General features: G+C 41.3%; 23 protein-coding genes. 19 read left to right on the top strand and 4 right to left on the bottom strand.

Annotated elements, in window-relative coordinates; genetic code table 11:
• Positions 1-166: 166 nt before the first annotated feature.
• From EL097_RS04215 to rsmA, 5 genes are all read left to right on the top strand, one after another.
• Positions 167-430 carry a hypothetical protein gene (locus tag EL097_RS04215; protein ID WP_003045365.1) on the top strand — a complete coding sequence of 88 codons (264 nt, stop codon included), beginning with the start codon at positions 167-169 and terminating at the stop codon, positions 428-430.
• Positions 431-486: 56 nt separating this feature from the next.
• Complete coding sequence (locus EL097_RS10580) at positions 487-651, top strand: hypothetical protein (RefSeq protein WP_003045364.1); 165 nt, start codon at positions 487-489, stop codon at positions 649-651.
• A gap of 93 nt (positions 652-744) precedes the next feature.
• Entirely contained in the window at positions 745-1,536 is a 792-nt protein-coding gene (locus EL097_RS04220) for a TatD family hydrolase (RefSeq protein WP_003045361.1), read from the top strand.
• Positions 1,508-2,098 (top strand): ribonuclease M5, encoded by a 591-nt coding sequence (rnmV, locus tag EL097_RS04225; RefSeq protein ID WP_176693512.1) that lies wholly within the window; start codon positions 1,508-1,510, stop codon positions 2,096-2,098. Before EL097_RS04220 ends, rnmV begins: the two co-directional genes overlap by 29 nt.
• A 376-nt stretch (positions 2,099-2,474) precedes the next feature.
• Positions 2,475-3,347, top strand: coding sequence for a 16S rRNA (adenine(1518)-N(6)/adenine(1519)-N(6))-dimethyltransferase RsmA (gene rsmA, locus EL097_RS04230; RefSeq protein WP_003045355.1), 873 nt, complete (start codon positions 2,475-2,477; stop codon positions 3,345-3,347).
• 57 nt (positions 3,348-3,404) lie between these two features.
• On the opposite strand, the gene EL097_RS04235 is transcribed toward rsmA, so the two are convergent.
• Positions 3,405-4,253, bottom strand: coding sequence for a DNA-binding domain-containing protein (locus EL097_RS04235; protein ID WP_003045353.1), 849 nt, complete (start codon positions 4,251-4,253; stop codon positions 3,405-3,407).
• Positions 4,250-5,545, bottom strand: coding sequence for a sensor histidine kinase (locus EL097_RS04240; protein WP_003045352.1), 1,296 nt, complete (start codon positions 5,543-5,545; stop codon positions 4,250-4,252). The genes EL097_RS04235 and EL097_RS04240 overlap by 4 nt, the downstream gene beginning before the upstream one ends.
• Positions 5,546-5,649: 104 nt before the next feature.
• Here EL097_RS04240 and argF point away from each other — a divergent pair, with 104 nt between their 5' ends.
• The 3 genes from argF (at position 5,650) to EL097_RS04255 (ending at position 9,255) form a co-directional block, all read left to right on the top strand.
• Positions 5,650-6,648, top strand: a complete 999-nt coding sequence (gene argF / locus EL097_RS04245; RefSeq protein WP_003045350.1) for an ornithine carbamoyltransferase — start codon at positions 5,650-5,652, stop codon at positions 6,646-6,648.
• An 11-nt stretch (positions 6,649-6,659) separates the two neighbouring features.
• On the top strand, positions 6,660-7,592 hold the full coding sequence (gene arcC, locus EL097_RS04250; RefSeq protein ID WP_003045348.1) for a carbamate kinase: 933 nt from the start codon (positions 6,660-6,662) through the stop codon (positions 7,590-7,592).
• Positions 7,593-7,698: 106 nt separating this feature from the next.
• Positions 7,699-9,255 carry a YfcC family protein gene (locus EL097_RS04255; RefSeq protein WP_003045347.1) on the top strand — a complete coding sequence of 519 codons (1,557 nt, stop codon included), beginning with the start codon at positions 7,699-7,701 and terminating at the stop codon, positions 9,253-9,255.
• A 70-nt stretch (positions 9,256-9,325) separates the two neighbouring features.
• Here EL097_RS04255 and EL097_RS04260 read toward each other — a convergent pair whose 3' ends face one another.
• Positions 9,326-10,042, bottom strand: a complete 717-nt coding sequence (locus EL097_RS04260) for a DUF4811 domain-containing protein (protein WP_003045345.1) — start codon at positions 10,040-10,042, stop codon at positions 9,326-9,328.
• A gap of 2 nt (positions 10,043-10,044) precedes the next feature.
• Entirely contained in the window at positions 10,045-11,544 is a 1,500-nt protein-coding gene (locus tag EL097_RS04265) for an MDR family MFS transporter (protein ID WP_003045343.1), read from the bottom strand.
• Positions 11,545-11,842: 298 nt separating this feature from the next.
• On the opposite strand from EL097_RS04265, the gene rsgA reads away from it, so the two are divergent.
• The 11 genes from rsgA to gap all read left to right on the top strand — a co-directional run bounded on the left by rsgA (position 11,843) and on the right by gap (position 24,657).
• Positions 11,843-12,715, top strand: coding sequence for a ribosome small subunit-dependent GTPase A (rsgA, locus tag EL097_RS04270; RefSeq protein ID WP_093998885.1), 873 nt, complete (start codon positions 11,843-11,845; stop codon positions 12,713-12,715).
• A gap of 9 nt (positions 12,716-12,724) precedes the next feature.
• Positions 12,725-13,387, top strand: coding sequence for a ribulose-phosphate 3-epimerase (gene rpe / locus EL097_RS04275; protein WP_003045340.1), 663 nt, complete (start codon positions 12,725-12,727; stop codon positions 13,385-13,387).
• Positions 13,380-14,012 (top strand): thiamine diphosphokinase, encoded by a 633-nt coding sequence (locus EL097_RS04280; protein ID WP_003045338.1) that lies wholly within the window; start codon positions 13,380-13,382, stop codon positions 14,010-14,012. Before rpe ends, EL097_RS04280 begins: the two co-directional genes overlap by 8 nt.
• Position 14,013: 1 nt before the next feature.
• Positions 14,014-15,285 (top strand): DNA recombination protein RmuC, encoded by a 1,272-nt coding sequence (rmuC, locus tag EL097_RS04285; protein WP_003045337.1) that lies wholly within the window; start codon positions 14,014-14,016, stop codon positions 15,283-15,285.
• Entirely contained in the window at positions 15,275-16,213 is a 939-nt protein-coding gene (locus EL097_RS04290; RefSeq protein ID WP_003045335.1) for a 3'-5' exoribonuclease YhaM family protein, read from the top strand. The genes rmuC and EL097_RS04290 overlap by 11 nt, the downstream gene beginning before the upstream one ends.
• A gap of 98 nt (positions 16,214-16,311) precedes the next feature.
• On the top strand, positions 16,312-17,127 hold the full coding sequence (gene purR, locus EL097_RS04295; RefSeq protein WP_003045333.1) for a pur operon repressor: 816 nt from the start codon (positions 16,312-16,314) through the stop codon (positions 17,125-17,127).
• Between the two features lie 23 nt (positions 17,128-17,150).
• Complete coding sequence (locus EL097_RS04300; protein ID WP_039994704.1) at positions 17,151-19,772, top strand: SEC10/PgrA surface exclusion domain-containing protein; 2,622 nt, start codon at positions 17,151-17,153, stop codon at positions 19,770-19,772.
• Between the two features lie 210 nt (positions 19,773-19,982).
• Positions 19,983-20,396: a 30S ribosomal protein S12 gene (gene rpsL / locus EL097_RS04305; RefSeq protein ID WP_002986049.1), complete on the top strand. Its 414-nt coding sequence runs from the start codon at positions 19,983-19,985 to the stop codon at positions 20,394-20,396.
• A gap of 20 nt (positions 20,397-20,416) precedes the next feature.
• Complete coding sequence (gene rpsG, locus EL097_RS04310; protein ID WP_003045331.1) at positions 20,417-20,887, top strand: 30S ribosomal protein S7; 471 nt, start codon at positions 20,417-20,419, stop codon at positions 20,885-20,887.
• A gap of 339 nt (positions 20,888-21,226) precedes the next feature.
• Positions 21,227-23,305 (top strand): elongation factor G, encoded by a 2,079-nt coding sequence (gene fusA / locus EL097_RS04315; protein ID WP_003045330.1) that lies wholly within the window; start codon positions 21,227-21,229, stop codon positions 23,303-23,305.
• Positions 23,306-23,646: 341 nt separating this feature from the next.
• A complete protein-coding gene (gene gap / locus EL097_RS04320) occupies positions 23,647-24,657 on the top strand; it encodes a type I glyceraldehyde-3-phosphate dehydrogenase (RefSeq protein WP_003045279.1) in 1,011 nt (336 codons plus the stop codon).
• The last annotated feature ends 72 nt before the right edge of the window (positions 24,658-24,729 follow it).

Genomic DNA, 24,729 nt, shown 5'->3' on the forward strand with positions numbered 1-24,729 from the left:
GTGTTAGCTTAGCCAAGGATTTTTCTTAGTTAGGAAGGCTCTTAACTAGGCAAGGTGAAAGAATTGATATAGCACTATATAGCACTATATAGTAATATAGGATAGGAGTATTGTAAATGAAACTTGTTTTCTTTTCAAGCAAAAAGAATTGAAAGGGGAATTATCTATGGCACTAAGTAGGACACAGCGTTATTGGACGGTTTTGTTCATGATGTTGGGGGTATTTGTTGCCTTATTAAACCAAACCTTATTAACAACAGCTCTCCCAGGCATCATGGCTTCTTTTGATCTGTCTTTGGATAGGGCTCAATGGTTAACCACTATCTTCATGTTGGTCAATGGGATAATGATTCCTGTATCAACTTGTTACACAACCTGTTTTTCAAGTGAAAAGTTATATGTAACGGCACTGCACCCCACTAACGACTAGTGCCATGAATGCTCTGCCGATAAGGTTAATTCCTCATGGAAGTGCCATGAAGTGCCATGAATAGTGCTACGCGACAACTTTTTGTAGCCACTAGGACAGCGATTAGCCTTATGGGAACAAAAGTAACCTTAGAACAGGGGTTTCGGTTTACCTATCAGGTCATTTCAGGTCTTGCTCTTGTTGGGTTAATGCTATCTTTCACTCTCCCCCGAAAGCCATAAGCAATGAGGACAGTCTCCTAGGAATCTTTTTTAGTCTCTTAAAAGCTGCCAAGTTTTAACATATGTATCAACTCTTTGTGTTATAATAAAACTATGATAAATAAAGTAGAACATCTGGCTATTTTTGATACCCATACCCATTTGAATGTAGCAGAATTTCAAGGACATGAAGCGGAAGAGTTGGCTTTGGCCCAAGGCATGGGTGTAGCCTATCACAACGTGGTTGGCTTTGATCAGGCTACCATTGAAGGAGCACTGGCTCTTGCAGACAAGTATCCTAATGTTTATGCGACGATTGGTTGGCACCCCACAGAAGCGGGATCCTATTCACAGGCTGTTGAGGAATCTATTGTTTCTCAATTATCACATCCCAAAGTGATTGCTCTAGGTGAAATTGGCTTAGACTATTATTGGATGGAGGACCCAAAAGAGGTACAAATAGAGGTTTTTAACCGCCAAATGCAATTAGCAAAAGATCACGACCTGCCTTTTGTGGTGCATACCCGCGATGCTTTAGAAGATACCTATGAGGTCATCAAAGCAGCTGGTGTTGGCCCTCGTGGAGGTGTTATGCATTCTTACTCAGGTTCGCTTGCGATGGCTGAGCGTTTTATTGAACTTGGCATGATGATTTCCTTTTCAGGTGTAGTCACTTTCAAAAAGGCTCTTGATATTCAAGAGGCAGCGCAGCACTTGCCTTTGGATAAGATTTTGGTAGAAACAGATGCCCCTTATCTTGCTCCAGTGCCAAAACGTGGCAAGCAAAATCATACAGCCTATACTCGCTATGTGGTTGATAAAATCGCAGAGCTACGTGGGATGACTGTGGAAGAAATTGCAGCAGCAACGACTGCTAATGCAAAGAGGGTATTCAAGCTTGACTGAAAAAATTAATATTCAAGAGGTACTTGTTGTAGAAGGTAAGGACGACACGGCTAACCTCCGCCGTTTTTACAATGTAGACACCTATGAGACCAGAGGATCTGCCATTACGGAAGAAGATTTAGAACGGATTGATCGGCTTAACGACTTGCGTGGCGTCATCGTTTTGACAGACCCAGATTATAACGGTGAGCGTATTCGCAAGCTCATTATGGCAGCTGTGCCAACAGCTCGTCACGCCTTTTTAAACCGAAATGAGGCTGTCCCAAGTTCTAAGACTAAGGGTCGTTCCTTAGGTGTTGAACATGCCAATTTTGAGGATCTCCAAAAGGCGCTTACTCAGGTCACCCAGCAATATGATGATGAGTCTTATTTTGACATTAGCCAAGCAGACCTGATTCGTCTAGGCCTTTTAATGGCGGCAGATAGCCGTAAACGTAGGGAGTACTTGAGTGAAAAGCTCCGCATCGGCTATGCCAACGGCAAACAACTGCTCAAGCGTCTCGAATTATTTGGCATTACCCTAGCAGAAGTAGAAGAAGTGATGGGAGTCTATGGGGAATAAAGGACATGGTGTCAAGTGTTTGTTTTGCAACCACTTTGAATCAGATGATTAGGATTACTCTTCCTATGATGAAGTGATTTTACTGGTTAGGCAGCCTGACTTTTAGATTTCCGAAAGGCCAATGAACAAGGAAAAATGGCAAAGCTATTTAGCTGAATTTGTGGAGGATTCATATTTGAATGCTGATGGTATTTCTTTGCAGACCAAGTTGTGCCACCTTGTTGATGCTTAAGAAATAGATGATTTCTTACCGCTACCTTGTCCAGTTGTTGAATCCTATCGTACGTACCTATTAGCGGTGTCAGCGACTGATTGAAGAAACTGAGTTTCTAACCCCTTATTATTTTGACGATTTGAAATAGAAAGAACTAACATGATGCGTATTGCAGATTATAGCGTGACCAAGGCTGTCCTTGATCGTCACGGGTTTACCTTTAAGAAGTCTTTTGGTCAGAACTTTTTGACCGACACTAATATTTTACAGAAAATTGTTGACACAGCTGAGATTGATCAGTCGGTCAACGTTATTGAAATTGGTCCTGGAATCGGGGCTTTGACAGAATTTTTGGCAGAAAATGCTGCCGAAGTGATGGCTTTTGAGATTGATGACCGCTTGGTACCAATTTTGGCAGACACCCTGCGTGATTTTGATAATGTGCAGGTGGTTAACCAAGATATTTTAAAGGCTGATTTGCAGACCCAAATCAAGCAGTTTAAAAATCCTGATCTGCCTATCAAGGTGGTGGCTAACCTGCCTTACTACATTACCACACCTATCCTCATGCACTTGATTGAGAGTAAGATTCCATTCCAAGAATTTGTAGTCATGATGCAACGTGAAGTGGCAGACCGTATTTCTGCTGAGCCAAATACCAAAGCTTATGGTTCCTTGTCTATTGCGGTGCAGTATTACATGACGGCTAAGGTTGCCTTCATTGTGCCGCGCACCGTCTTTGTACCTGCTCCAAATGTCGATAGTGCTATCCTCAAAATGGTGCGTCGCGACCAGCCTTTGATTGAGGTTAAGGACGAAGATTTCTTTTTCAGGGTGTCTCGTCTCAGCTTTGTCCACCGTCGCAAGACCTTGTGGAATAACTTGACCAGCCATTTTGGTAAGTCTGAAGACAGTAAAGCCAAACTTGAAAAAGGTCTGGCACTAGCAAATATCAAGCCCTCTATTCGTGGTGAGGCCTTGTCTATTCAAGATTTTGGAAAATTAGCTGACGCTTTAAAAGACGTTGGATTATAAACAACCTTCCCAGTTATTTGGGAAGCTTTTTTGTTTCCAAGTGTCCTGTGTTTGTTGCTAAGTGAACAAGGCATTATGGCTTTGAACAATCAATTCGTCAAAAAATTTTCGTAGGGAGACTTTCCCACCTTGTAAACCTTGTTTTTGAATAACTTGCATTTCAAGGTGGATATTTTGATAGCCAAAAAGGGCATTGGCATATTGGAGTGAGATGTCATTTTCAAAATCATTGATACACAGATGAGCAATGTTCACCATTGCTTTTTTGACGGCTCGCCGTACTCGTTGCAGCATAATTTTTTGAGCATGGGCATCTAGGGATAGGTGTTTTTCAAAATCAATCTGTTCAAAGGAAATGGTATATTCTAGCATGAGGTTACAGATGGTCATAATATCAGTATAACCGGCTTCAGCTGTAATCCCTAAGTAAGATAGCATGGACTGAATTTTGTCAAGCTGTCGTGCTGCCATGGTGTCTTGTGTTTCTTTAGCTAAGGAGGGTCCTAGAAGTTCTTGGATTAGCTTTAATTTGGCTTCCATTTCAATACTTTCTTTGACTTTGGACACGACTGATCGAACTTCAACGATATTAATGGGTTTAGTAATAAAAAATTCAATGCCAGCTTTATAAGCATTTTGGCGTAGTGTTTCATCTTTGACTTGAGAAATCATAATAAACTTTAAACTTGGTCGGCTTTGATGAATCTTCTCTACTAAGGTTACCCCATCAAGCTTGGGCATTAATAAGTCAATAAGGACAATATCAACATCAGAAACCAGTAAATCATTGTAAGCTTCTCTAGAGTTTGTCGTTGTTTTACAGATGGTGTGGTTAAAATCTGCCTCAATGATGTCTTGGAGAATCATTGTTATCGAAGGATCGTCATCAATAATATAAAATTTCATTTGCTCACTCCATTTATTAACTGCTCTTTGCTCAAGGTAATCGTGAAAGTAGCTCCTTTGGGTAGGGTATCTGAACAAGAAATGCTCCCATTAAATTGTTCTTCAACGATTGTCTTGACATTGGAAAGCCCAATTCCGCGGTAAATATCGCCATTGACATCAAATTTTGTTGAAAAGCCGGGTTGAAAAATGTGAGGTTTCATTTTATCAGAAATACCAGGGCCGTTATCACTAATGATAATGCGAAGCATTTGGCCGTTTTCCTCGGTAGTGACCACAATGGTTCCTTTTTTCTGAGCGCCGATAGCTTCCACAGCGTTTAGAACAATATTAGAGATAACCGTCAACAGAAAATAATAGTTGGAAACGGTCATCTTGCTTTGAAGGTGTTCGGTAATGATAATATCTTGCTGGTGGGCTTGAATGAGACTCCGAACATAGGACAAGGCAATCCGAAAAATGTCTTTGAGAAGCATGCTGGACTCATTTTCCACGCTAAAATAAGTCCCCAATCCTTTAATAACATTTTGGTAATCTTTTTTGATTTCATGGACGTCTCTTGCAATGTCTAAGGACAAATGTTGGTAGTGTTGTGGTAATTGCAGTTTTTCTAATTCCTTATTTAAGAGGTAGGCATTCTTCATGATGTTTTCAATCTCAAGAATGTTTTTTTGCATAAAATAAACTTCACTTTTGACAGCGGACGTTGACCAAATGAAATAATAGTAGCGTTGCTCGTGGTATTCTTTGAGTAACAAGAGGGTCAGGTAGCGATAAGTATAGGCCAGAGTACAACTGACGAAGGCTCGAATGAGGGCTGTCAGAAAAAGGATTTGAAAGGTTTTAACCGTATAGTTTTGAAAATTAAGGAGAAGGCTGATTTCCAAAATATTGGATAAATAATCACAAATGATGATGGCTAGAAAAAAAGTCCCTTTATGGCGATAGGAACGTTTCCAATATAACATGTAAAAACAAGAGCCATAGCATAAGTAAAAAACCATGTCGGTAAAGACAAACTCTATAATTTTAAAAAAGGAGGCATCACCGACCAGTGTCAATATCATTCCTCTAAATATAGGAGAGACAAGGGCAATGCCTAGACAAATGTGAAAAGGATTGACATCATCGTTAAAATAAAGAAAAACTGGCAAAATAAAAAGCGACAAGGTTAGGATAAAACCGTCGGTAATGACAGAAATATAAATTTGGGCAGCTAAGGCAATAGTGATGGCGGCAATCATAATTCGTTGCCGTCTTTCCACATGATTTTTGGTTAAAATATCGAGCATAGAGACTTCCTAAAAAATATCTTTTGAAGATTTGTGAGTAAAATTGAGGATTTGTGAAAGCGCTAACTATATTATAAGTATAAATAAAAAGGAGGTAATAAGCAATGAAAAATCTACGTCACCGTAATTTTCTAACCTTATTGGATTTCACAACTCAGGAAGTCGAATTTCTTTTAAATCTTTCCGAAGATTTAAAACGGGCCAAATACGCAGGTGTCGAACAACAGCGATTGGTTGGTAAAAACATCGCTCTCATCTTTGAAAAAGATTCTACCCGCACCCGCTGTGCCTTTGAAGTAGCAGCTTATGACCAAGGTGCCCGTGTGACTTACCTTGGACCAACTGGTAGTCAAATGGGTAAAAAAGAAACTGCCAAAGACACCGCTCGGGTTCTTGGAGGCATGTATGATGGGATTGAATACCGCGGCTTCTCTCAAAAAACCGTTGAAACCCTTGCTGAATATGCTGGGGTACCAGTATGGAATGGCTTGACAGATGCTGATCACCCAACCCAAGTTTTGGCTGACTTTTTAACTGCTAAAGAATGCCTTAACAAACCCTATCGTGAGATAAACTTTACTTATGTTGGAGACGGTCGTAATAATGTGGCCAATGCGTTAATGATTGGTGCTTCCATTATGGGAATGACCTACCATTTGGTCTGCCCTAAAGCATTAAGTCCTGATCCAAAACTTTTGGAAAAATGTCAACACATTGCTAAGAAAACAGGTGCCGTTATTGAGATTACAGATGATATTGCAAAAGGGGTTCTTCATTCTGATGTCCTTTATACGGATGTCTGGGTTTCTATGGGGGAACCTGATGACGTCTGGAAGGAAAGAATTGCTCTTCTAGAACCTTACCGTGTCACCCAAGACATGATTGACATGACACAAAATCCAAATGTCATTTTTGAACATTGTTTGCCATCCTTCCATAATAGTGATACCAAAATTGGGAAAGAGATTTACGACCACTATGGCTTAAAGGAAATGGAAGTGTCTGACGAGGTTTTTGAAGGGCCGCATTCTGTTGTCTTCCAAGAAGCTGAAAATCGCATGCACACAATCAAAGCCGTTATGGTGGCAACTTTAGGTGATTAGGAGGAAAGCCAATGGCAAAAATCGTAGTAGCCTTAGGAGGAAATGCCCTGGGCAATTCTCCAGAAGAACAGCTTGAGTTGGTTAAAGGGACAGCTAAATCTCTAGTTGCCCTCATTCAAGCAGGTCATGAAGTGGTGATTAGTCATGGTAATGGGCCTCAGATTGGAGCTATTAACCTTGGCATGAATCTTGCGGCAGAACATGGTCAAGGGGCGACTTTTCCTTTCCCAGAATGTGGCGCCATGAGTCAAGGTTATATTGGCTATCACCTGCAACAAAGTTTATTAAATGCCTTGCGTCAAGAAGGTATGGCAAAAGAAGTAGCCACCCTTGTCACTCAAATCGAGGTTGATCCAAGGGATACGGCCTTCCAAAACCTGACGAAACCAATTGGTCGTTTTTATGATAAAGAAACCTCTGAAAAAATAGCGTCGGAAAAAGGTTATACCTTTGTTGAAGACGCAGGACGTGGCTATCGTCGGGTGGTGGCATCACCTGCACCAAAAGATATTTTAGAATTGACCAGTATCAAGACCCTGATTGAAGCAGGGATCTTGGTAATTGCAGGGGGTGGCGGTGGTGTTCCTGTTATCAAAACCACTGACGGTTCCTATCAAGGAGTTCCAGCAGTTATTGACAAAGACCAGTCCAGTGCTCTGCTAGCTGGGAAATTAGGAGCTGACCAATTAATTATTCTGACGGCTGTTGAACATGTCTATATTCACTATGGCAAAGCGAATCAGGAGAGTTTGACAACGGTAACCACCAAGGAACTGATAGAATATGTCAATCGTGGGGAATTTGCCAAAGGCAGTATGCTGCCTAAAATCATAGCTTGCTTGAGTTTCCTTGATCACAATCCGGCAGGAACAGCTATCATAACCTCCTTAGAAGGTCTAGAAGACGCTTTAAATGGTAAAACGGGTACCCATATTACCAAGTAAAGCCTCAGGGTGTGAAAATAAGGAGGGTTAGCCCCCCAATATTTTCACCCCCTTTTTGATGCCCTTAAGCAGACAATATTCCGCACATCGTAAAGGAAGAATTGATATGAAAATGAGTGATACTAAAAAAGAAGGAAGGGTAACAAAGAGTTTTCGCATGCCCGGTGCCTTCACGATACTATTTATCTTAACCATTGTCTCTGTTCTAGCTACCTATATTGTCCCCTCGGGGTCTTATGCTAAGTTGCTGTACAAGCCAGAAACCTCTCAATTAGTGGTTACCAAACCTTCTGGAAAGGTTGAGACTCTGGCAGCTACTCAGAAAGAATTGGACAAGCTTGGTGTCCATATTAACATTGAAGAGTTTACATCAGGTGCCATTAGTAAACCGATTTCTGTTCCCAATACTTACGAAAGATTACAGCAAAATCCTGCTAGTCCTGCTGATATTACCACCAGTATGGTAAACGGAACCATAGAAGCTGTTGATATTATGGTATTTATCATGGTTTTAGGGGGAATGATTGGAGTTGTTCGTCGCAGTGGTGCTTTTGAGTCAGGTTTACTTGCTTTAACGCAAAAAACCAAGGGAAGAGAATTTACCCTTGTCTTTTTAGTGTCCTTGCTGATGGTTTTGGGCGGTACTCTTTGTGGGATTGAAGAAGAGGCAGTGGCCTTCTATCCAATTCTTGTTCCGGTTTTCTTGGCCATGGGCTATGATGCTATTATTTGTGTGGGTGCCATTTTCTTAGCTAGTTCAGTAGGGACTTCATTTTCTACCATTAATCCTTTTTCATCTGTGATTGCCTCAAATGCGGCAGGTATTAGTTTTACAGAAGGCTTGGGTTGGCGTAGCATTGGCTGCGTTGTAGGTGCTATTTTTGTAGTGACTTATCTCCGCTGGTATGCTAAAAAGATCAAGGCAGATCCTCGCTTTTCTTATGCTTATGAAGACCGTGATGCTTTTAATCAAAAATGGGGATTAGTGGCGGGCTTAGGAGAGGTCGCCTTTACCCTAAGGCAAAAACTCATTTTAGTTCTTTTTACACTATCATTTCCTTTAATGGTCTGGGGGGTTATGTCCCAAGGCTGGTGGTTCCCGACAATGGCTTCTTCTTTCTTAGCCATTACGATTGTCATCATGTTTTTAACAGCGACTGGACCAAATGGAATTGGTGAAAAAGAAGTTATTGACGAATTTGTAAATGGTGCAGCTAGCTTGATAGGAGTGTCCTTGATTATTGGTTTAGCACGTGGGATTAATATTATCCTTAATCAAGGGCTTATTTCAGATACCATGTTATTTGCGGCCTCAAAAGTGGCTTCACATGTCAGTGGTCCTATTTTCATCATTGTCATGATGATGATCTATTTCTTTTTGGGCTTTGTCGTGCCTTCTTCTTCAGGCTTAGCCGTATTATCCATGCCAATTCTTGCCCCACTAGCGGACACTGTGGGTATCCCCCGCTATATTGTGGTCATGGCTTATCAATTTGGTCAATATGCCATGCTCTTTTTGGCACCGACTGGCTTGGTCATGGCAACGCTACAAATGTTGGACATGAAGTATTCTCACTGGTTAAAATTTGTTTGGCCGGTTGTCACTTTTCTCTTAGTGTTTGGCGGCTGCCTCTTAGTTTTCTTAGTGTTAGTAGCTGGCTAGTCGGCTGCTTTATGACTAACTAAAAAAGCCTCATACCTGGTTGTGCATGGCACTAGGTATGGGGTTTTTCTTATGGAGTGATGACCAAAGCTTTTTTTAAGGCTTGAACTTGCTGTTTAGCGGCTGTTTTAGAATCTTTTTTCAAGAGTTCTTGTAGTTGTGCGGCAGCTTGAGGATTGCTTTGTGCTAGCTTGCTTTGCTCTTCTTTTACTGTTGGAAGGAGGGTTGTTAATTGCTGAGCCTGCTTTTGCGTCAAGGCTAACCAAGTGTCTTTGGGAATGGTTACCACGGTTTTTTGCGATAGTAATTGACCTTCTTCTCCAGCGAAACCAAACATAGCCTTGGCAAGTTTGGACTTCCAGATATAACGTTTGGTAGTGGTTGTGACCTTAGCGTCATCACTATTGGTGGTAAGATAATGAGCTTCTTTTCTGATGGCTTGGCTCATGTGTTTTTGATCAGGCATAAAATGAGCGCTTGGTTTTGGATCTGAGGCTTTATCTCGGTAAATCAAGACCTGATTGTTACTCCTTTTTCCAATAGGTTGATAGATTAATAAGCCAAAAGGAGCTTTGGTGTCACCAGCAGAATAAATAGCCTGTGTCTCATGCTTAGTTTCAATGCCCATACCTGTATGGTGGATAAAATGGTTCGTCAAATAAAGAACAGAGCCAAGTAGAAGCAAGAGCGAGAGAATTCCTAAGAAAAATCGTGTACGAGCTTTAGTAATTAACATCCAACTGATAAAAGAAGCAATGGTTGCTAAACCAATAATAAGAATAATCATGCTTACAAGTCCCTTTCTATTTCAATGTGTTTGCCTTTTCTGAGGAAAAGGGCAACAATAATCCCTAGTAAAGCAAAGATAAGGCCAATGGTAAACGAGGTTTGGAAACCTTTTAAACTGGCATCAATCATTTTAGAGGCATAGGCCAGAGGGTCATTGGTTAGTAATAGTTTAGCTGGTTTGTTGGTATTGATGACATTTTGGGTCACGCTTGAGAGGAGGGCGACAACGATGGCAGAAGCAATTTGACGAGCAGTGTTATTGGCTGCTGTCCCGTGAGCTGCTTCATGTGGTGGTAGGGCACTCATAGCAGAAGCAGTCAAGGGCATCATGACCGTGGCAATCCCAAACATACGAATGGCATACATGAGCGTGATAAAGTGGTCTGGTGTGGTTGCTGTCAAGAAGATGAAAGGAATGGTACCGATAGCTAGAATACTAAAACCGACGAGAGCCATTCGGCGGGCGCCAACCTTGTCATAAACACGACCAGCAATCGGGCTAACAAGCCCCATCATAAGAGCCCCAGGTAATAGTGCTAAACCAGAATCAAGCGCTGACAGACCATGAACATTTTGCAAATACAAGGGGAGCATCATTTCAACTCCCATCATAGCCATCATGGATAAAGTAATGGCCGCAGTAGTGATAGAAAATTGTTTGACTTTAAAAACACGGACATCAAGGAAGGGGACGTCAAGCTGTAATTGACGGTGGATAAAGAGGGCAATAACGGCGGCCCCAATAAGGATAGGTAATATCACCATAGTGAGATTTCCCCAGCCATTATTAGCCACATTGGTGAAGCCCCAAAGGAAGCTTCCGAAACCTAAAATGGATAACATTAGGGAAGGCATATCTAGCGTCATGTCACGATTAGCAATCACATCTTTGATGACAAAAGGTGCCGCTAAAAAGGCTAGTGTTAAAATAAGCAAGGGCAAGATAAAGATGGCGCGCCAAGATAAGTGAATGCCTAGCAAGACAAGATCGTGTTTCAAAATCCACCCAGCAAAAGTAGGGCCGATGGCTGGTGCGAGACCAACGACAAGTCCATTTAGGCCCATAGCTGCACCACGTTGTTCAGCTGGGAAAATATTAACCATCACTACCTGCATTAAGGGCATGGTAATACCAACAGCAGAAGCTTGAATAATACGTCCAAAAAGAAAAAGCGTCCAATTATCTGTCGGCGCGAAGGCAGTTATTAAAAGTCCAGAAATCAAAATAGCATAGGCGGTGACATAGAGCCACTTAGTTGAAAAACGTGTGGTTAAATAAGCTGACACCGGAATCATAATCCCGTTTGCTAATAGAAACCAAGTAGTAGCCTGTTGGGCAGTAGCCAAGTTAATCTTGAAACTGGTCATTAAGGTAGGAATAGCGGTTCCAAGGCTGGTTTGGTTTAGCACTCCTGCAAAAGTAGCGATCAACAAGAGCATGACCATAGCGGTACGGTTATACTCTTTTCCATGAATATCAAAGGTTTTCTTAGAATTCATATTATCTCCTATCTCAAAAAATAATTATCATTAGTGAACTGATCTTTATCTCATGAAATATTATATTTTCAGAAAACAAAATAGTTACCTAGAGAACTATAACACAAAAAAGATTCAAGAGCAAAATCTTTGTCTTGGAAATTCTGATTATTAAAAAATCTTGGAGGTCTCACCTCTTATTTGGACCTGCCGTGCTTAATGCAAAGGGGATAACTTGCAGGAAACTTATAGTCAAATGCTGAATTGGGAGCGGTTTTCTGATATAATGAAACTATTATAGTAGGGAAAAGGAGCACAGTTGCAAGGCACAATCATTAAATCTCTGGCTGGTTTTTACTACGTTGAGTCAGAAGGACAAGTATATCAAACACGGGCGCGTGGCAATTTTAGAAAACGGGGACAGACACCCTACGTTGGAGACATCGTGGATTTTTCAGCAGAGGACAATTCTGAAGGTTATGTCTTGGCTATCCATGCCCGTAAAAATAGTTTGGTCAGGCCTCCTATCGTCAATATTGACCAAGCGGTCGTCATCATGTCTGCTAAAGAGCCAGAATTTAACAGTAATCTCCTAGACCGTTTCCTCATCTTGCTCGAACACAAAGCCATTCATCCAGTGATTTATATTTCCAAAATGGATCTTTTGGACAGTGCAGAGGAGATTGAGGCTACTGGTCGACGGTATCAGGAGATTGGTTATGATTTTGTGACCAGTTTGGAAGAATTATTGCCGTTGTTAGCAGATAACATCACTGTTTTTATGGGCCAAACAGGGGTTGGAAAATCGACCCTCCTCAACCGAATTGCTCCAGAATTGGCTCTTGAAACCGGAGAAATCTCAGATAGCCTAGGGCGTGGTCGACATACCACCCGAGCTGTTAGTTTTTATAATACCCATGGCGGAAAAATCGCGGATACGCCAGGTTTTTCATCATTAGACTATGATATTGATAATGCTGAAGATTTGAACGAATCGTTTCCAGAGCTGCGCCGACTGAGCCATGAGTGTAAGTTTAGGTCTTGTACCCATACCCACGAACCCAAATGTGCAGTCAAAGCTGCGCTGGAATCAGGAGACTTGTGGCCAGTTCGCTATGAGCATTACCTGCAATTTCTCAGTGAAATTGAAAATCGTCGTGAAACATACAAAAAAGTAATTAAAAGAAAGTAGGAATTCCCCATGTCAACTCTAAAAATTGCCCCATCTATTCTAGCAGCTGATTACGCTAATTTTGCTTCTGAATTAGCTCGTATTGAAGAAACAGATGCTGAATATGTCCACATTGATATTATGGACGGTCAATTTGTCCCTAATATCAGTTTTGGTGCTGATGTGGTGGCAAGCATGAGAAAGCACAGCAAATTGGTATTTGATTGTCATCTAATGGTAGTTGACCCAGAACGTTATATTGAGGCCTTTGCTCAAGCTGGTGCCGACATCATGACCATTCATACAGAGAGCACCCGTCATGGTCATGGAGCTCTTCAAAAAATCAAGGCAGCTGGCATGAAGGCAGGAGTAGTCATTAATCCTGGTACCCCTGTAACAGCTCTTGAACCCCTCCTCGACTTGGTTGACCAAGTGTTGATAATGACAGTCAATCCAGGGTCTGGTGGTCAGGCTTTTATCCCAGAATGTTTAGAAAAAGTGGCCACCGTGGCTAAATGGCGAGATGAAAAAGGACTATCCTTTGACATTGAAGTTGACGGTGGGGTAGATAACAACACTATCCATGCCTGCTACCAAGCAGGAGCCAATGTCTTTGTGGCAGGTTCATACCTTTTCAAGGCCAGTGACCTAGTGAGCCAAGTACAGACCTTAAGGGCGGCCTTGAATGGCTAAAGTTGCCCTTTTTGCGGGAGGAGATCTCTCTTATATCAGCCGTGACTTTGATTATTTTGTTGGCATTGACAGAGGGAGTCTGTTTTTATTAGAAAATGGGCTTCCTCTGAATATGGCTGTTGGTGATTTTGATTCGGTTTCCCAAGAAACGTTTACGGATATAAAAGAGAAGGCAGAGCTCCTCATTATTGCTCATCCAGAAAAAGATGACACGGATACGGAATTAGCCCTTAAAGAGGTCTTTGCACGTTTCCCTGAGGCAGAAGTAACTATTTTCGGTGCTTTTGGGGGTCGAATGGATCACCTCTTATCCAATATTTTTTTGCCAAGTGACCCTGATATTGCTCCTTTTATGAGTCAAATTGCCTTGCGTGACCAACAAAATATGCTGACCTACCGACCGGCAGGTCGACACCTTATTCATCAAGAAGAAGGAATGACCTATGTAGCTTTCATGGCAGAGGGGGAGGCTGACCTAACCATTACTGGCGCTAAGTTTGAGTTGACGCAGGATCATTTTTTCAAAAAGAAAATCTATTCCAGTAATGCCTTTATCCATCGACCGATTACAGTTAGTTTGCCAAGTAGCTACTTGATTATTATTCAAAGTAAAGATTGGAGTTAGTATGGACCTTATCTTGTTCCTTTTGGTATTGGTTCTCTTAGGTCTAGGAGTTTATCTGTTGTTCAAAGTCAATGGCCTTCAACAACAGCTTGCTCAAATTTTGGACAGTCATGCAGATAACTTATCTGACCAGATGACCTATCAGTTGGATGCCGCTAACAAGCAACAATTGTTAGAGCTAACGCAGCTGATGAACCGGCAACAGGCAGACCTTTACCAACAATTAACAGATATTCGAGACGTCTTGCATCACAGTTTGTCAGACAATAGAGACCGATCTGACCAACGCTTAGAAGTAATTAACCAGCAGGTCAACCAATCCCTCAAAAACATGCAGGAATCCAACGAAAAACGTTTGGAGGAAATGCGCCAAATCGTTGAAGAAAAATTGGAAGAAACCTTAAAAAATCGTCTACACGCCTCTTTTGATTCTGTATCCAAACAATTGGAAAGTGTCAATAAAGGGTTGGGAGAAATGCGGAGCGTGGCTCAAGATGTAGGGACCTTAAATAAAGTTTTGTCCAATACCAAAACACGCGGCATTTTAGGCGAACTTCAACTAGGCCAAATCATTGAAGACATTATGACATCTCACCAGTACGAAAGAGAATTTGTAACGGTTAGTGGCTCTAGTGAACGGGTAGAATACGCTATTAAGTTGCCAGGGAATGGGCAAGGAGATTATATCTATCTACCGATTGACTCAAAATTCCCTCTTGAAGATTATTACCGATTAGAAGATGCTTACGAAGTTGGCGATAAATTGGCCATCGAAGCTAGCCGCAAGGCACTTCTAGCAGCTATCAAACGCTTTGCCAAAGACATTCATAAAAAATACTTAAACCCACCAGAAACGACCAATTTTGGCATTATGTTTTTACCAACCGAGGGTCTTTACTCAGAAGCTGTTCGGAATGCGGCTTTCTTTGATAGTCTTCGTAGGGAAGAAAACATTGTGGTTGCAGGGCCATCAACCCTGTCTGCTCTGCTCAATTCCTTGTCTGTTGGTTTCAAAACCCTTAATATCCAAAAAAATGCAGATGACATCAGTAAAATTTTGGGGAATGTTAAGCTAGAATTTGACAAATTTGGTGGCTTGCTTGTCAAGGCTCAAAAACAAATTAACACAGCCAATAATACACTGGATCAACTGATTTCAACAAGAACCAATGCTATTGTTCGGGCCTTGAATACAGTTGAGACCTACCAAGACCAAGCAACGGCATCTCTTTTGAACATGCCCTTATTAGAAGAGGAAAATGATGAAAATTAATCAAATGAAAAAAGACCAGCTTTTTGAAGGGTTTTACCTCATTAAGTCGGCAGAAGTTCGTAAGACAAGGGCTGGTAAGGATTTTATTAGCCTTACCTTTCAAGATGATACCGGGGAGATTTCAGGTAATCTTTGGGACGCTCAACCTTATAATGTTGAAGAGTTTATTGCTGGGAAAATTGTCTTTATGAAAGGTCGCCGTGAGGTTTATAACGGAACGCCTCAGGTTAATCAAATCACCTTACGAAATGTTCGCCCGGGTGAACCTAATGACCCTAAAGATTTTAAGGAAAAGGCCCCGGTTAGTGTTAGTGACGTACGTGATTACTTAGAACAGATGCTTTTTAGAATTGAAAATGCGACCTGGCAGCGCATTGTTCGAGCACTCTATCGCAAATACGACAAGGAATTTTACACCTACCCGGCCGCTAAAACCAATCACCACGCCTTTGAATCAGGCCTTGCCTACCATACGGCAACCATGGTCAGATTAGCAGATAGCATCGGTGATATTTATCCTGAATTAAATAAAAGCCTCCTCTTTGCTGGGATTATGTTGCATGACTTGGCAAAAGTATTGGAGTTGACGGGTCCTGATAACACTGAATACACAGTGCGTGGAAATTTAATTGGTCATATTGCTCTGATTAATGAAGAAATCACCAAGGCCATTGCAGAACTCAATATTGATGATAGCAAGGAAGAAGTGATTGTCCTTCGGCATGTGATTTTAAGCCATCACGGGCAACTAGAATATGGTAGTCCAGTTCGTCCACGCATTATGGAAGCTGAAATTATTCACATGATTGATAATATTGATGCTAATATGATGATGATGACAACAGCTCTAGGGCGTGTTGGTGAGGGTGAAATGACCAATCGTATTTTTGCCATGGATAATCGGTCCTTCTACAAACCAAAATATTAACTATAATAGCAAGAAAAGCGAACATTTCCTTAGTCGAATGTTCGTTTTTTGTGACTTTTATGATATAATATTAAAAAGTACACAAAAATGGGGAAACTATGAAATTAAGACGAAGTGAACGTATGGTTGTGATTTCAAATTATTTGATTAACAACCCTTATAAATTAACCAGCTTAAATACCTTTGCAACTAAATATGAAGCTGCAAAATCTTCTATTTCAGAAGACATCGCTATTATTAAAAAAGCTTTTGAAGAAGCTAACATTGGGGAAATTGATACCCTAACAGGGGCAAGCGGAGGTGTGATTTTTACACCAAGCATTTCAGAGGCGGAGGCTCGTACCATTGTTGACGATTTGTGCCAACGTTTATCAGAAAGTGATCGTATCTTGCCAGGGGGCTATATCTACCTATCAGATCTTTTGAGCACACCTAAAACGTTACAAAATATTGGTCGCATTATTGCGAATGCCTTCAAGGGTCAAAAGATTGATGCTGTTATGACGGTTGCGACCAAGGGTGTTCCTTTGGCAAATGCAGTTGCTAATATTTTGAATGTGCCTTTTGTTATTGTACGTCGTGATTTGAAAATCACAGAAGGCTCCACTGTTTCTGTCAACTATGCCAGTGCCTCAAGTGACCGTATCGAAAAAATGTTTTTATCAAAACGTAGTTTGAAACCAAATAGTCGTGTCTTGATTGTCGATGACTTTTTGAAAGGTGGGGGAACCATCACAGGGATGATTAGCCTCTTGGCAGAATTTGACAGTACCCTAGTTGGGGTAGCTGTTTTTGCAGAAAACGCCCAATCAGAACGTGAACAAATGACATTCAAATCATTGCTAAAAGTATCAGAAATTGATGTCAAAAACAACAATGTTGTGGTAGAAGTCGGCAATATTTTTGACAAATGAGACAAGTGGGAAAAGGAGAGGGCATGGATTTAGAACAACCAAAGCAAAATCAAGTTAAGCAAAAAATTGCCTTAACATCGACCATCGCTTTATTGAGTGCCAGTGTAGGAGTATCCCATCAAGTAAAAGCGGATGACCGAACATCAGAAGGCACCCAATCAAGCAATACCAGTGAAGACAGCTTACCAAAACCAGAAACCTTTGAAGAGGCATTGGCAACTGTTGAGACTGTTGAAACAAATCTTAGTCAACAAAAAGAAGAACTAGCTGCACTTGAAGCGACAATTTCGGAAACAAGGACTGAAGCGACACAGTTAGAAGCGCAGCAAGCTGAACAAGAAGCTGCCTTGACAGCTACACAAACGGTTTATACAGAAACCCTTGCGAGCAGCGAGGAAACGCTCATTGCCCAATCAAAAGAGCACCAAGACCAATTGATTGCTACAGAAGCAGAACTAACCGAAGCTCAAGCTGACAACCAATCAAAGATAGCTGAACAGGCAACTCAAGAAACGATTGTGACAGCAGAGAACGCTCAAGCAAAAATGTTAACCAAGCAAGTGATAGATGCTCAAAAGCAGGTAGCAGAACTAAATGATATGATTAGTAAGCCACAGGCAGTTTCTGAAGAAGCTCAAGTTGCCAATGAAAACACTAAATTGGTTACTGCTGAATTGGAAAAGGCTAAAGCAGATTTAGACAAACAGAGAGCTTTAGTGACAACACAGTTGACAGAAGATTTGGCAGCTAATAGAGCAGCTCTCGCCGTTAAAGAGGCTGAATTAAATCATCTGAAAATAAGTGCTCCAACGACACAAAGCAGCATTGTTGGCAACAATACCATGCAGGCACCGCAAGGTTATCCTTTTGAAGAAATCAAAAAATTAACAGCCAGCGGTTATATTGGTTCTGCCAGTTACAATAGTTATTATAACGAGCATGCTGAAACCATTATTGCCAAAGCAAAACCAGGTGATCAGCAAAACCAATACGTGGATATTCCTGCTGACCTCACTCGCTTTGTTGACCCAGACAATTTAACGCCAGAAGTTCAAAATGAACTTGCTCAGTTTGCTGCCCACATGATTAACAGTGTGCGTCAGCAATTTGGTTTAGTGCCGGTGGTAGTTACCGCAGGTTCTCAAGAATTTGCTCGCCTGCTTAGCACTAGCTACAAACAAACCCATGGCAATGTTAGACCCTCTTTTGTCTATGGACAACCAGGTGTTTCGGGTCACTATGGAGTAGGGCCTCATGACAAAACTATCATTGAAGCCTCTGCGGCAGCAGTAGGTCTTGTTCAGCGAGATGACAACATGTATGAAAACATTGGTGCCTTCAACGATGTTCATACGGTGAACGGGATTAAACGTGGTATTTACGACAGTATTAAATACATGCTCTTTACAGATAACTTGCATGGCAACACATACGGTCATGCAGTTAACTTTTTGCGAGTGGACAAACATCGTCCAGATGCCCCTGTTTACCTTGGTTTTTCAACAAGTAATGTTCAGTCATTGAACGAACATTTCGTGATTTTCCCGGAGTCAAACATTGTTAATCCCCAACGTTTCAGCAGGTCTCAAATTAGCGCTTCTGGAAATACACAAGATCATTCATCAAGAGTGGCTACGGTGACCACTAGTATTGCAACGATTAAAGAGAAAATGGCCCTGCTTGAAAACCGTTTGACAGCCGTTGATAAAGAGGCAGAAATAATGGCAGCCCAAGCGAAAGTGGAGCAATTGCAGGACAAGTTAGCAGCATCAAGCAATCGGTCGGCCAACCTAAGTCATCAAGTCACACAATTGAGGAATACTAAAGGTGCCTTGAGAACTCAGTTGTTAGCTGCTAAAACAGATCAAGAAAGACTGCAAACTGAGCTAGATCAGGCCTTAGCTAAATTAGCCTCATCCAAAGTAACCCTTCACAAAATGGAGGCTGCGACTGCTCAAGCAAGTACCAGAGTAGCTGCATTGATGGCTAAAAAAGCTAATTTAGAAGCCCTTCGAGACTTTAAAGCAAATCCTAACCGTATTCAGTTGGTACGTGAGCGGATTGACCATACAAAGCAAGACTTAGCAGCAACAACAACAGCTTTGACAAATGCTCAAGAAGTTTTAACTAGATTAGAAACTAAAAAAGCTCATTTAGCAGCAGCTATTGCAACAGCAGAACAGCAATTAACTCTGTTGAAAACATTAGCTAGGGAAAAAGAAGATTTTTGGTCAGAAGCAAGGCTTCGCGAATTAAGAGAGTCGGCTAGTCTTCCGATCCTCGATAGCCATGAATTTCTTTTACCAACTCGAGAGGATAGAGCTCCTATTGTGAAAGAAGCAGTCAAAGAAACCAAAGATTTGTTGGATGCATCAGCTAAACTTGCTGCTGAAAATACAAGTTTTGTAGCAGAAGCCCTTGTTGGAAAAGCTTCTGAAATGGTGGCGACTAATGCTATTGTTTCTAAAGTAGCGTCAGCCGTTACCCAAACCTCAAGTAAAAAATCTTATGGGGCAGGCTCTTCCACTACAAGTAATATGACATCTGAAGTTGACGAGAGTACCCAACGGGCGCTTAAAGCAGGAGTAGTTATGTTGGCTGCTGTCGGTTTGACAGGTGTTAAGCTTCGTAAGGAGACCAAGTAGTTCCATAAACGCTAGTGAAATAAGCTAAAAACAAGAAATTCTATTTGACATGAAGTACTGTCTGTGTTATTATATTAGACGGTACTTTTTACTTTTGGTCTCTCAAAAGTGTACAGAGACGTGCTGACAATTGTTGCAAAAAGTGCACCGGATATGGACTGTCACCAAGTGCCATGTCAACCAAAAATAAAAAAACACAGGAGAATGTAGATGCCTACAATTAACCAGTTGGTACGTAAACCACGTAAATCTAAAATTGAAAAATCAGATTCACCAGCTTTAAACATTGGTTACAACAGTCACAAAAAAGTTCAAACTAAAATGGCAGCCCCACAAAAACGTGGAGTTGCAACTCGTGTTGGAACAATGACACCGAAAAAACCTAACTCAGCCCTTCGTAAATTCGCTCGTGTACGTTTGAGTAACCTTATCGAAGTAACTGCCTACATCCCAGGTATCGGACACAACTTGCAAGAGCACAGTGTTGTTCTTATCCGTGGTGGACGTGTTAAAGACCTTCCAGGGGTACGTTACCATATCGTTCGTGGTGCACTTGATACTGCAGGTGTTGCTGACCGTAAACAAGGCCGTTCTAAATACGGTGCGAAACGTCCAAAAGGATAATAGAAGGGGGATAAGAATCAATGAGTCGTAAAAATCAAGCGCCCAAACGCGAAGTATTGCCAGATCCATTATATAACTCAAAAATCGTAACACGTCTTATCAACCGTGTTATGCTTGACGGTAAACGTGGTATAGCTGCTACCATCGTTTACGGTGCTTTCGATGCTATCAAAGAGGCAACAGGAAACGATGCACTTGAGGTATTTGAAACAGCAATGGACAACATCATGCCTGTACTTGAAGTACGCGCACGTCGTGTCGGTGGTTCTAACTACCAAGTCCCAGTTGAAGTTCGTCCAGAACGTCGTACAACACTTGGACTTCGTTGGTTAGTAAACGCATCACGTGCACGTGGTGAGCACACCATGAAAGATCGTCTTGCAAAAGAAATCATGGATGCTGCAAATAACACAGGTGCATCAGTTAAGAAACGTGAAGACACTCACAAAATGGCTGAAGCCAACCGTGCCTTTGCACACTTCCGTTGGTAATATAGGATATTTTAGCGTCAAACAAATGCTAGCCAAAATAGGGAAATTGACGCAGAAACTTCAGTTTCTAGGCAATTTTATCTTTTTGGCAGACATTTGTAGCTAAAATTCAACTAATATAAGACGGGAGAGCGTTAAGCAAGTCCAAGCCAAAATAGGAACGATTATCTTTTTGGCAATGATTTCTAGCTCGACCTCAATCAATAAGATCCCGAGCCCTAAAAAGGCAGTAGGCATCATCTTTACCAACAAATATTTAGCATAACGGGTAGGTCCTGCCTATCCGTTTTTACTAAATAGTGCTATAATAAAGAGTAAACTAAAAAATAGGAGAAACACATGGCTCGCGAATTTTCACTTGCAAAAACTCGTAATATCGGTATCATGGCTCACGTCGATGCCGGTAAAACAACAACAACAGAGCGTATCCTTTACTACACTGGTAAAATTCATAAAATTGGTGAAACGCACGAAGGTGCATCACAAATGGACTGGATGGAGCAAGAGCAAGAACGTGGTATCACAATCACTTCTGCCGCTACAACAGCTCAATGGGATGGTCACCGTGTTAACATCATCGACACACCAGGACACGTGGACTTCACCATCGAAGTGCAACGTTCCCTACGTGTTCTTGACGGTGCGGTAACCGTTCTTGACTCACAATCAGGTGTTGAGCCTCAAACTGAAACAGTTTGGCGCCAAGCTACTGAATATGGTGTTCCACGTATCGTATTTGCCAACAAAATGGATAAAATTGGTGCTGACTTCCTTTATTCAGTACAAACACTTCATGACCGTCTTCAAGCAAATGCTCACCCAATCCAATTACCAATCGGTGCTGAAGATGACTTCCGTGGTATCATTGACTTGATCAAGATGAAAGCAGAAATCTATACTAATGACCTTGGTACAGATATTCTTGAAGAAGATATTCCAGAAGAATACTTAGAACAAGCACAAGAATACCGTGAAAAATTAGTTGAAGCAGTTGCTGAAACTGATGAAGACTTGATGATGAAATACCTTGAAGGTGAAGAAATCACTAACGACGAATTGGTTGCTGGTATCCGTAAAGCAACTATCAACGTTGAATTCTTCCCAGTTCTTTGTGGATCTGCCTTCAAAAACAAAGGTGTTCAATTGATGCTTGATGCGGTTATCGCATACCTTCCAAGCCCACTTGATATCCCTGCCATCAAAGGTATCAATCCAGATACAGATGCTGAGGAAGAACGTCCAGCATCTGATGAAGAGCCATTCGCAGCCCTTGCCTTCAAGATCATGACTGACCCATTCGTAGGTCGTTTGACTTTCTTCCGTGTTTACTCTGGTGTTCTTAACTCAGGTTCATACGTTATGAATACTTCAAAAGGTAAACGTGAGCGTATCGGACGTATCCTTCAAATGCACGCAAACAGCCGTCAAGAAATCGAAACAGTTTACGCTGGTGATATTGCTGCTGCTGTTGGTTTGAAAGACACAACAACTGGTGACTCATTGACTGATGAAAAAGCAAAAATTATTCTTGAGTCAATCGAAGTTCCAGAACCAGTTATCCAGTTGATGGTTGAACCAAAATCTAAAGCTGACCAAGACAAGATGGGGGTTGCCCTTCAAAAACTTGCTGAAGAAGATCCAACCTTCCGCGTTGAAACAAACGTTGAAACTGGTGAAACAGTTATCGCCGGTATGGGTGAGCTTCACCTTGACGTTCTTGTTGACCGTATGCGTCGTGAGTTCAAAGTTGAAGCTAACGTAGGTGCTCCTCAGGTATCTTACCGTGAAACATTCCGTGCTTCTACACAAGCTCGTGGATTCTTCAAACGCCAATCTGGTGGTAAAGGTCAATTTGGTGACGTTTGGATTGAATTTACACCAAACGAAGAAGGTAAAGGTTTCGAATTCGAAAACGCTATCGTTGGTGGTGTGGTTCCTCGTGAATTCATCCCTGCTGTTGAAAAAGGATTGATCGAATCTATGGCAAACGGTGTTCTTGCTGGATACCCAATGGTTGACGTTAAAGCTAAACTTTACGATGGTTCATACCACGATGTCGACTCATCTGAAACTGCCTTCAAGATTGCAGCATCTCTTGCTCTTAAAGAAGCAGCTAAGTCAGCACAACCAGCTATCCTTGAGCCAATGATGCTTGTAACAATTACAGCTCCAGAAGATAACCTTGGAGATGTTATGGGACACGTGACAGCTCGTCGTGGACGTGTTGATGGTATGGAAGCACATGGTAACAGCCAAATCGTTCGTGCTTATGTACCGCTTGCTGAAATGTTCGGTTACGCAACTGTTCTACGTTCTGCTACTCAAGGACGCGGTACGTTCATGATGGTATTTGACCACTATGAAGATGTTCCTAAGTCAGTTCAAGAAGAAATCATTAAGAAAAATAAAGGTGAATAATCACTACTAAGAGGTTAAGGATTTCTACCCTAACCTCTTTTTTGGGTTTCAAATAACGTTATAGTACAGTCTTAAAAGGGAAGATGATGTTTCTAATAAAGTGGTGCTTGGTAAGAGAGAATCAGGAAAGGGTTTTCTTAAATTTAGGCTGGTTTAAGGCATACATTAGGGAATTTGTAATTTGTGAAAATAGCTAATTTATTTGCATTTTTTCTGAAATAGTTATATAATAGTTCTGTTGGAAGGTTATTGCAGATGACTGTAAGTTAATCTTTTCACAATAGGTAGGGAGTATTCCCTTTAATAATATTTTTTTGATTTTCATAAGGAGGAAATCACTAATGGTAGTTAAAGTTGGTATTAACGGTTTCGGTCGTATCGGACGTCTTGCATTCCGTCGTATTCAAAATGTTGAAGGTGTTGAAGTAACTCGCATCAACGACCTTACAGATCCAAACATGCTTGCACACTTGTTGAAATACGATACAACTCAAGGTCGTTTTGATGGAACTGTTGAAGTTAAAGAAGGTGGATTTGAAGTAAACGGAAACTTCATTAAAGTTTCTGCTGAACGTGATCCAGAAAACATTGACTGGGCAACTGACGGTGTTGAAATCGTTCTTGAAGCAACTGGTTTCTTTGCTAAGAAAGAAGCAGCTGAAAAACACTTACATGCTAATGGTGCTAAAAAAGTTGTTATCACAGCTCCTGGTGGAAACGATGTTAAAACAGTTGTTTTCAACACTAACCACGACATTCTTGATGGTACTGAAACAGTTATCTCAGGTGCTTCATGTACTACAAACTGTTTAGCTCCTATGGCTAAAGCTCTTCACGAAGCATTCGGTATCCAAAAAGGTCTTATGACTACAATCCACGCTTACACTGGTGACCAAATGATTCTTGACGGACCACACCGTGGTGGTGACCTTCGTCGTGCTCGCGCAGGTGCTGCAAACATCGTTCCTAACTCAACTGGTGCTGCTAAAGCTATCGGTCTTGTTATCCCAGAGCTTAACGGTAAACTTGACGGTGCTGCACAACGTGTTCCTGTTCCAACTGGATCAGTAACTGAGTTGGTTGTAACTCTTGATAAAAATGTTTCTGTTGACGACGTTAATGCTGCTATGAAAGCTGCTTCAAACGATAGCTTCGGTTACACTGAAGATCCAATCGTTTCTTCAGATATCGTTGGTATTTCATACGGTTCATTGTTTGACGCAACTCAGACTAAAGTGATGGAAGTTGACGGATCACAATTGGTTAAAGTTGTATCATGGTATGACAATGAAATGTCTTACACTGCTCAACTTGTTCGTACACTTGAGTACTTTGCAAAAATCGCTAAATAATTAGTTATTAAAGTCTAGAACCTAGCTTTTGCTAGGTTCTTTTTTAATGTTGTTCGGAAAAGGTAAGAGGAA

Source organism: Streptococcus canis (genome assembly GCF_900636575.1).
In the GTDB taxonomy this organism is placed as follows: domain Bacteria; phylum Bacillota; class Bacilli; order Lactobacillales; family Streptococcaceae; genus Streptococcus; species Streptococcus canis.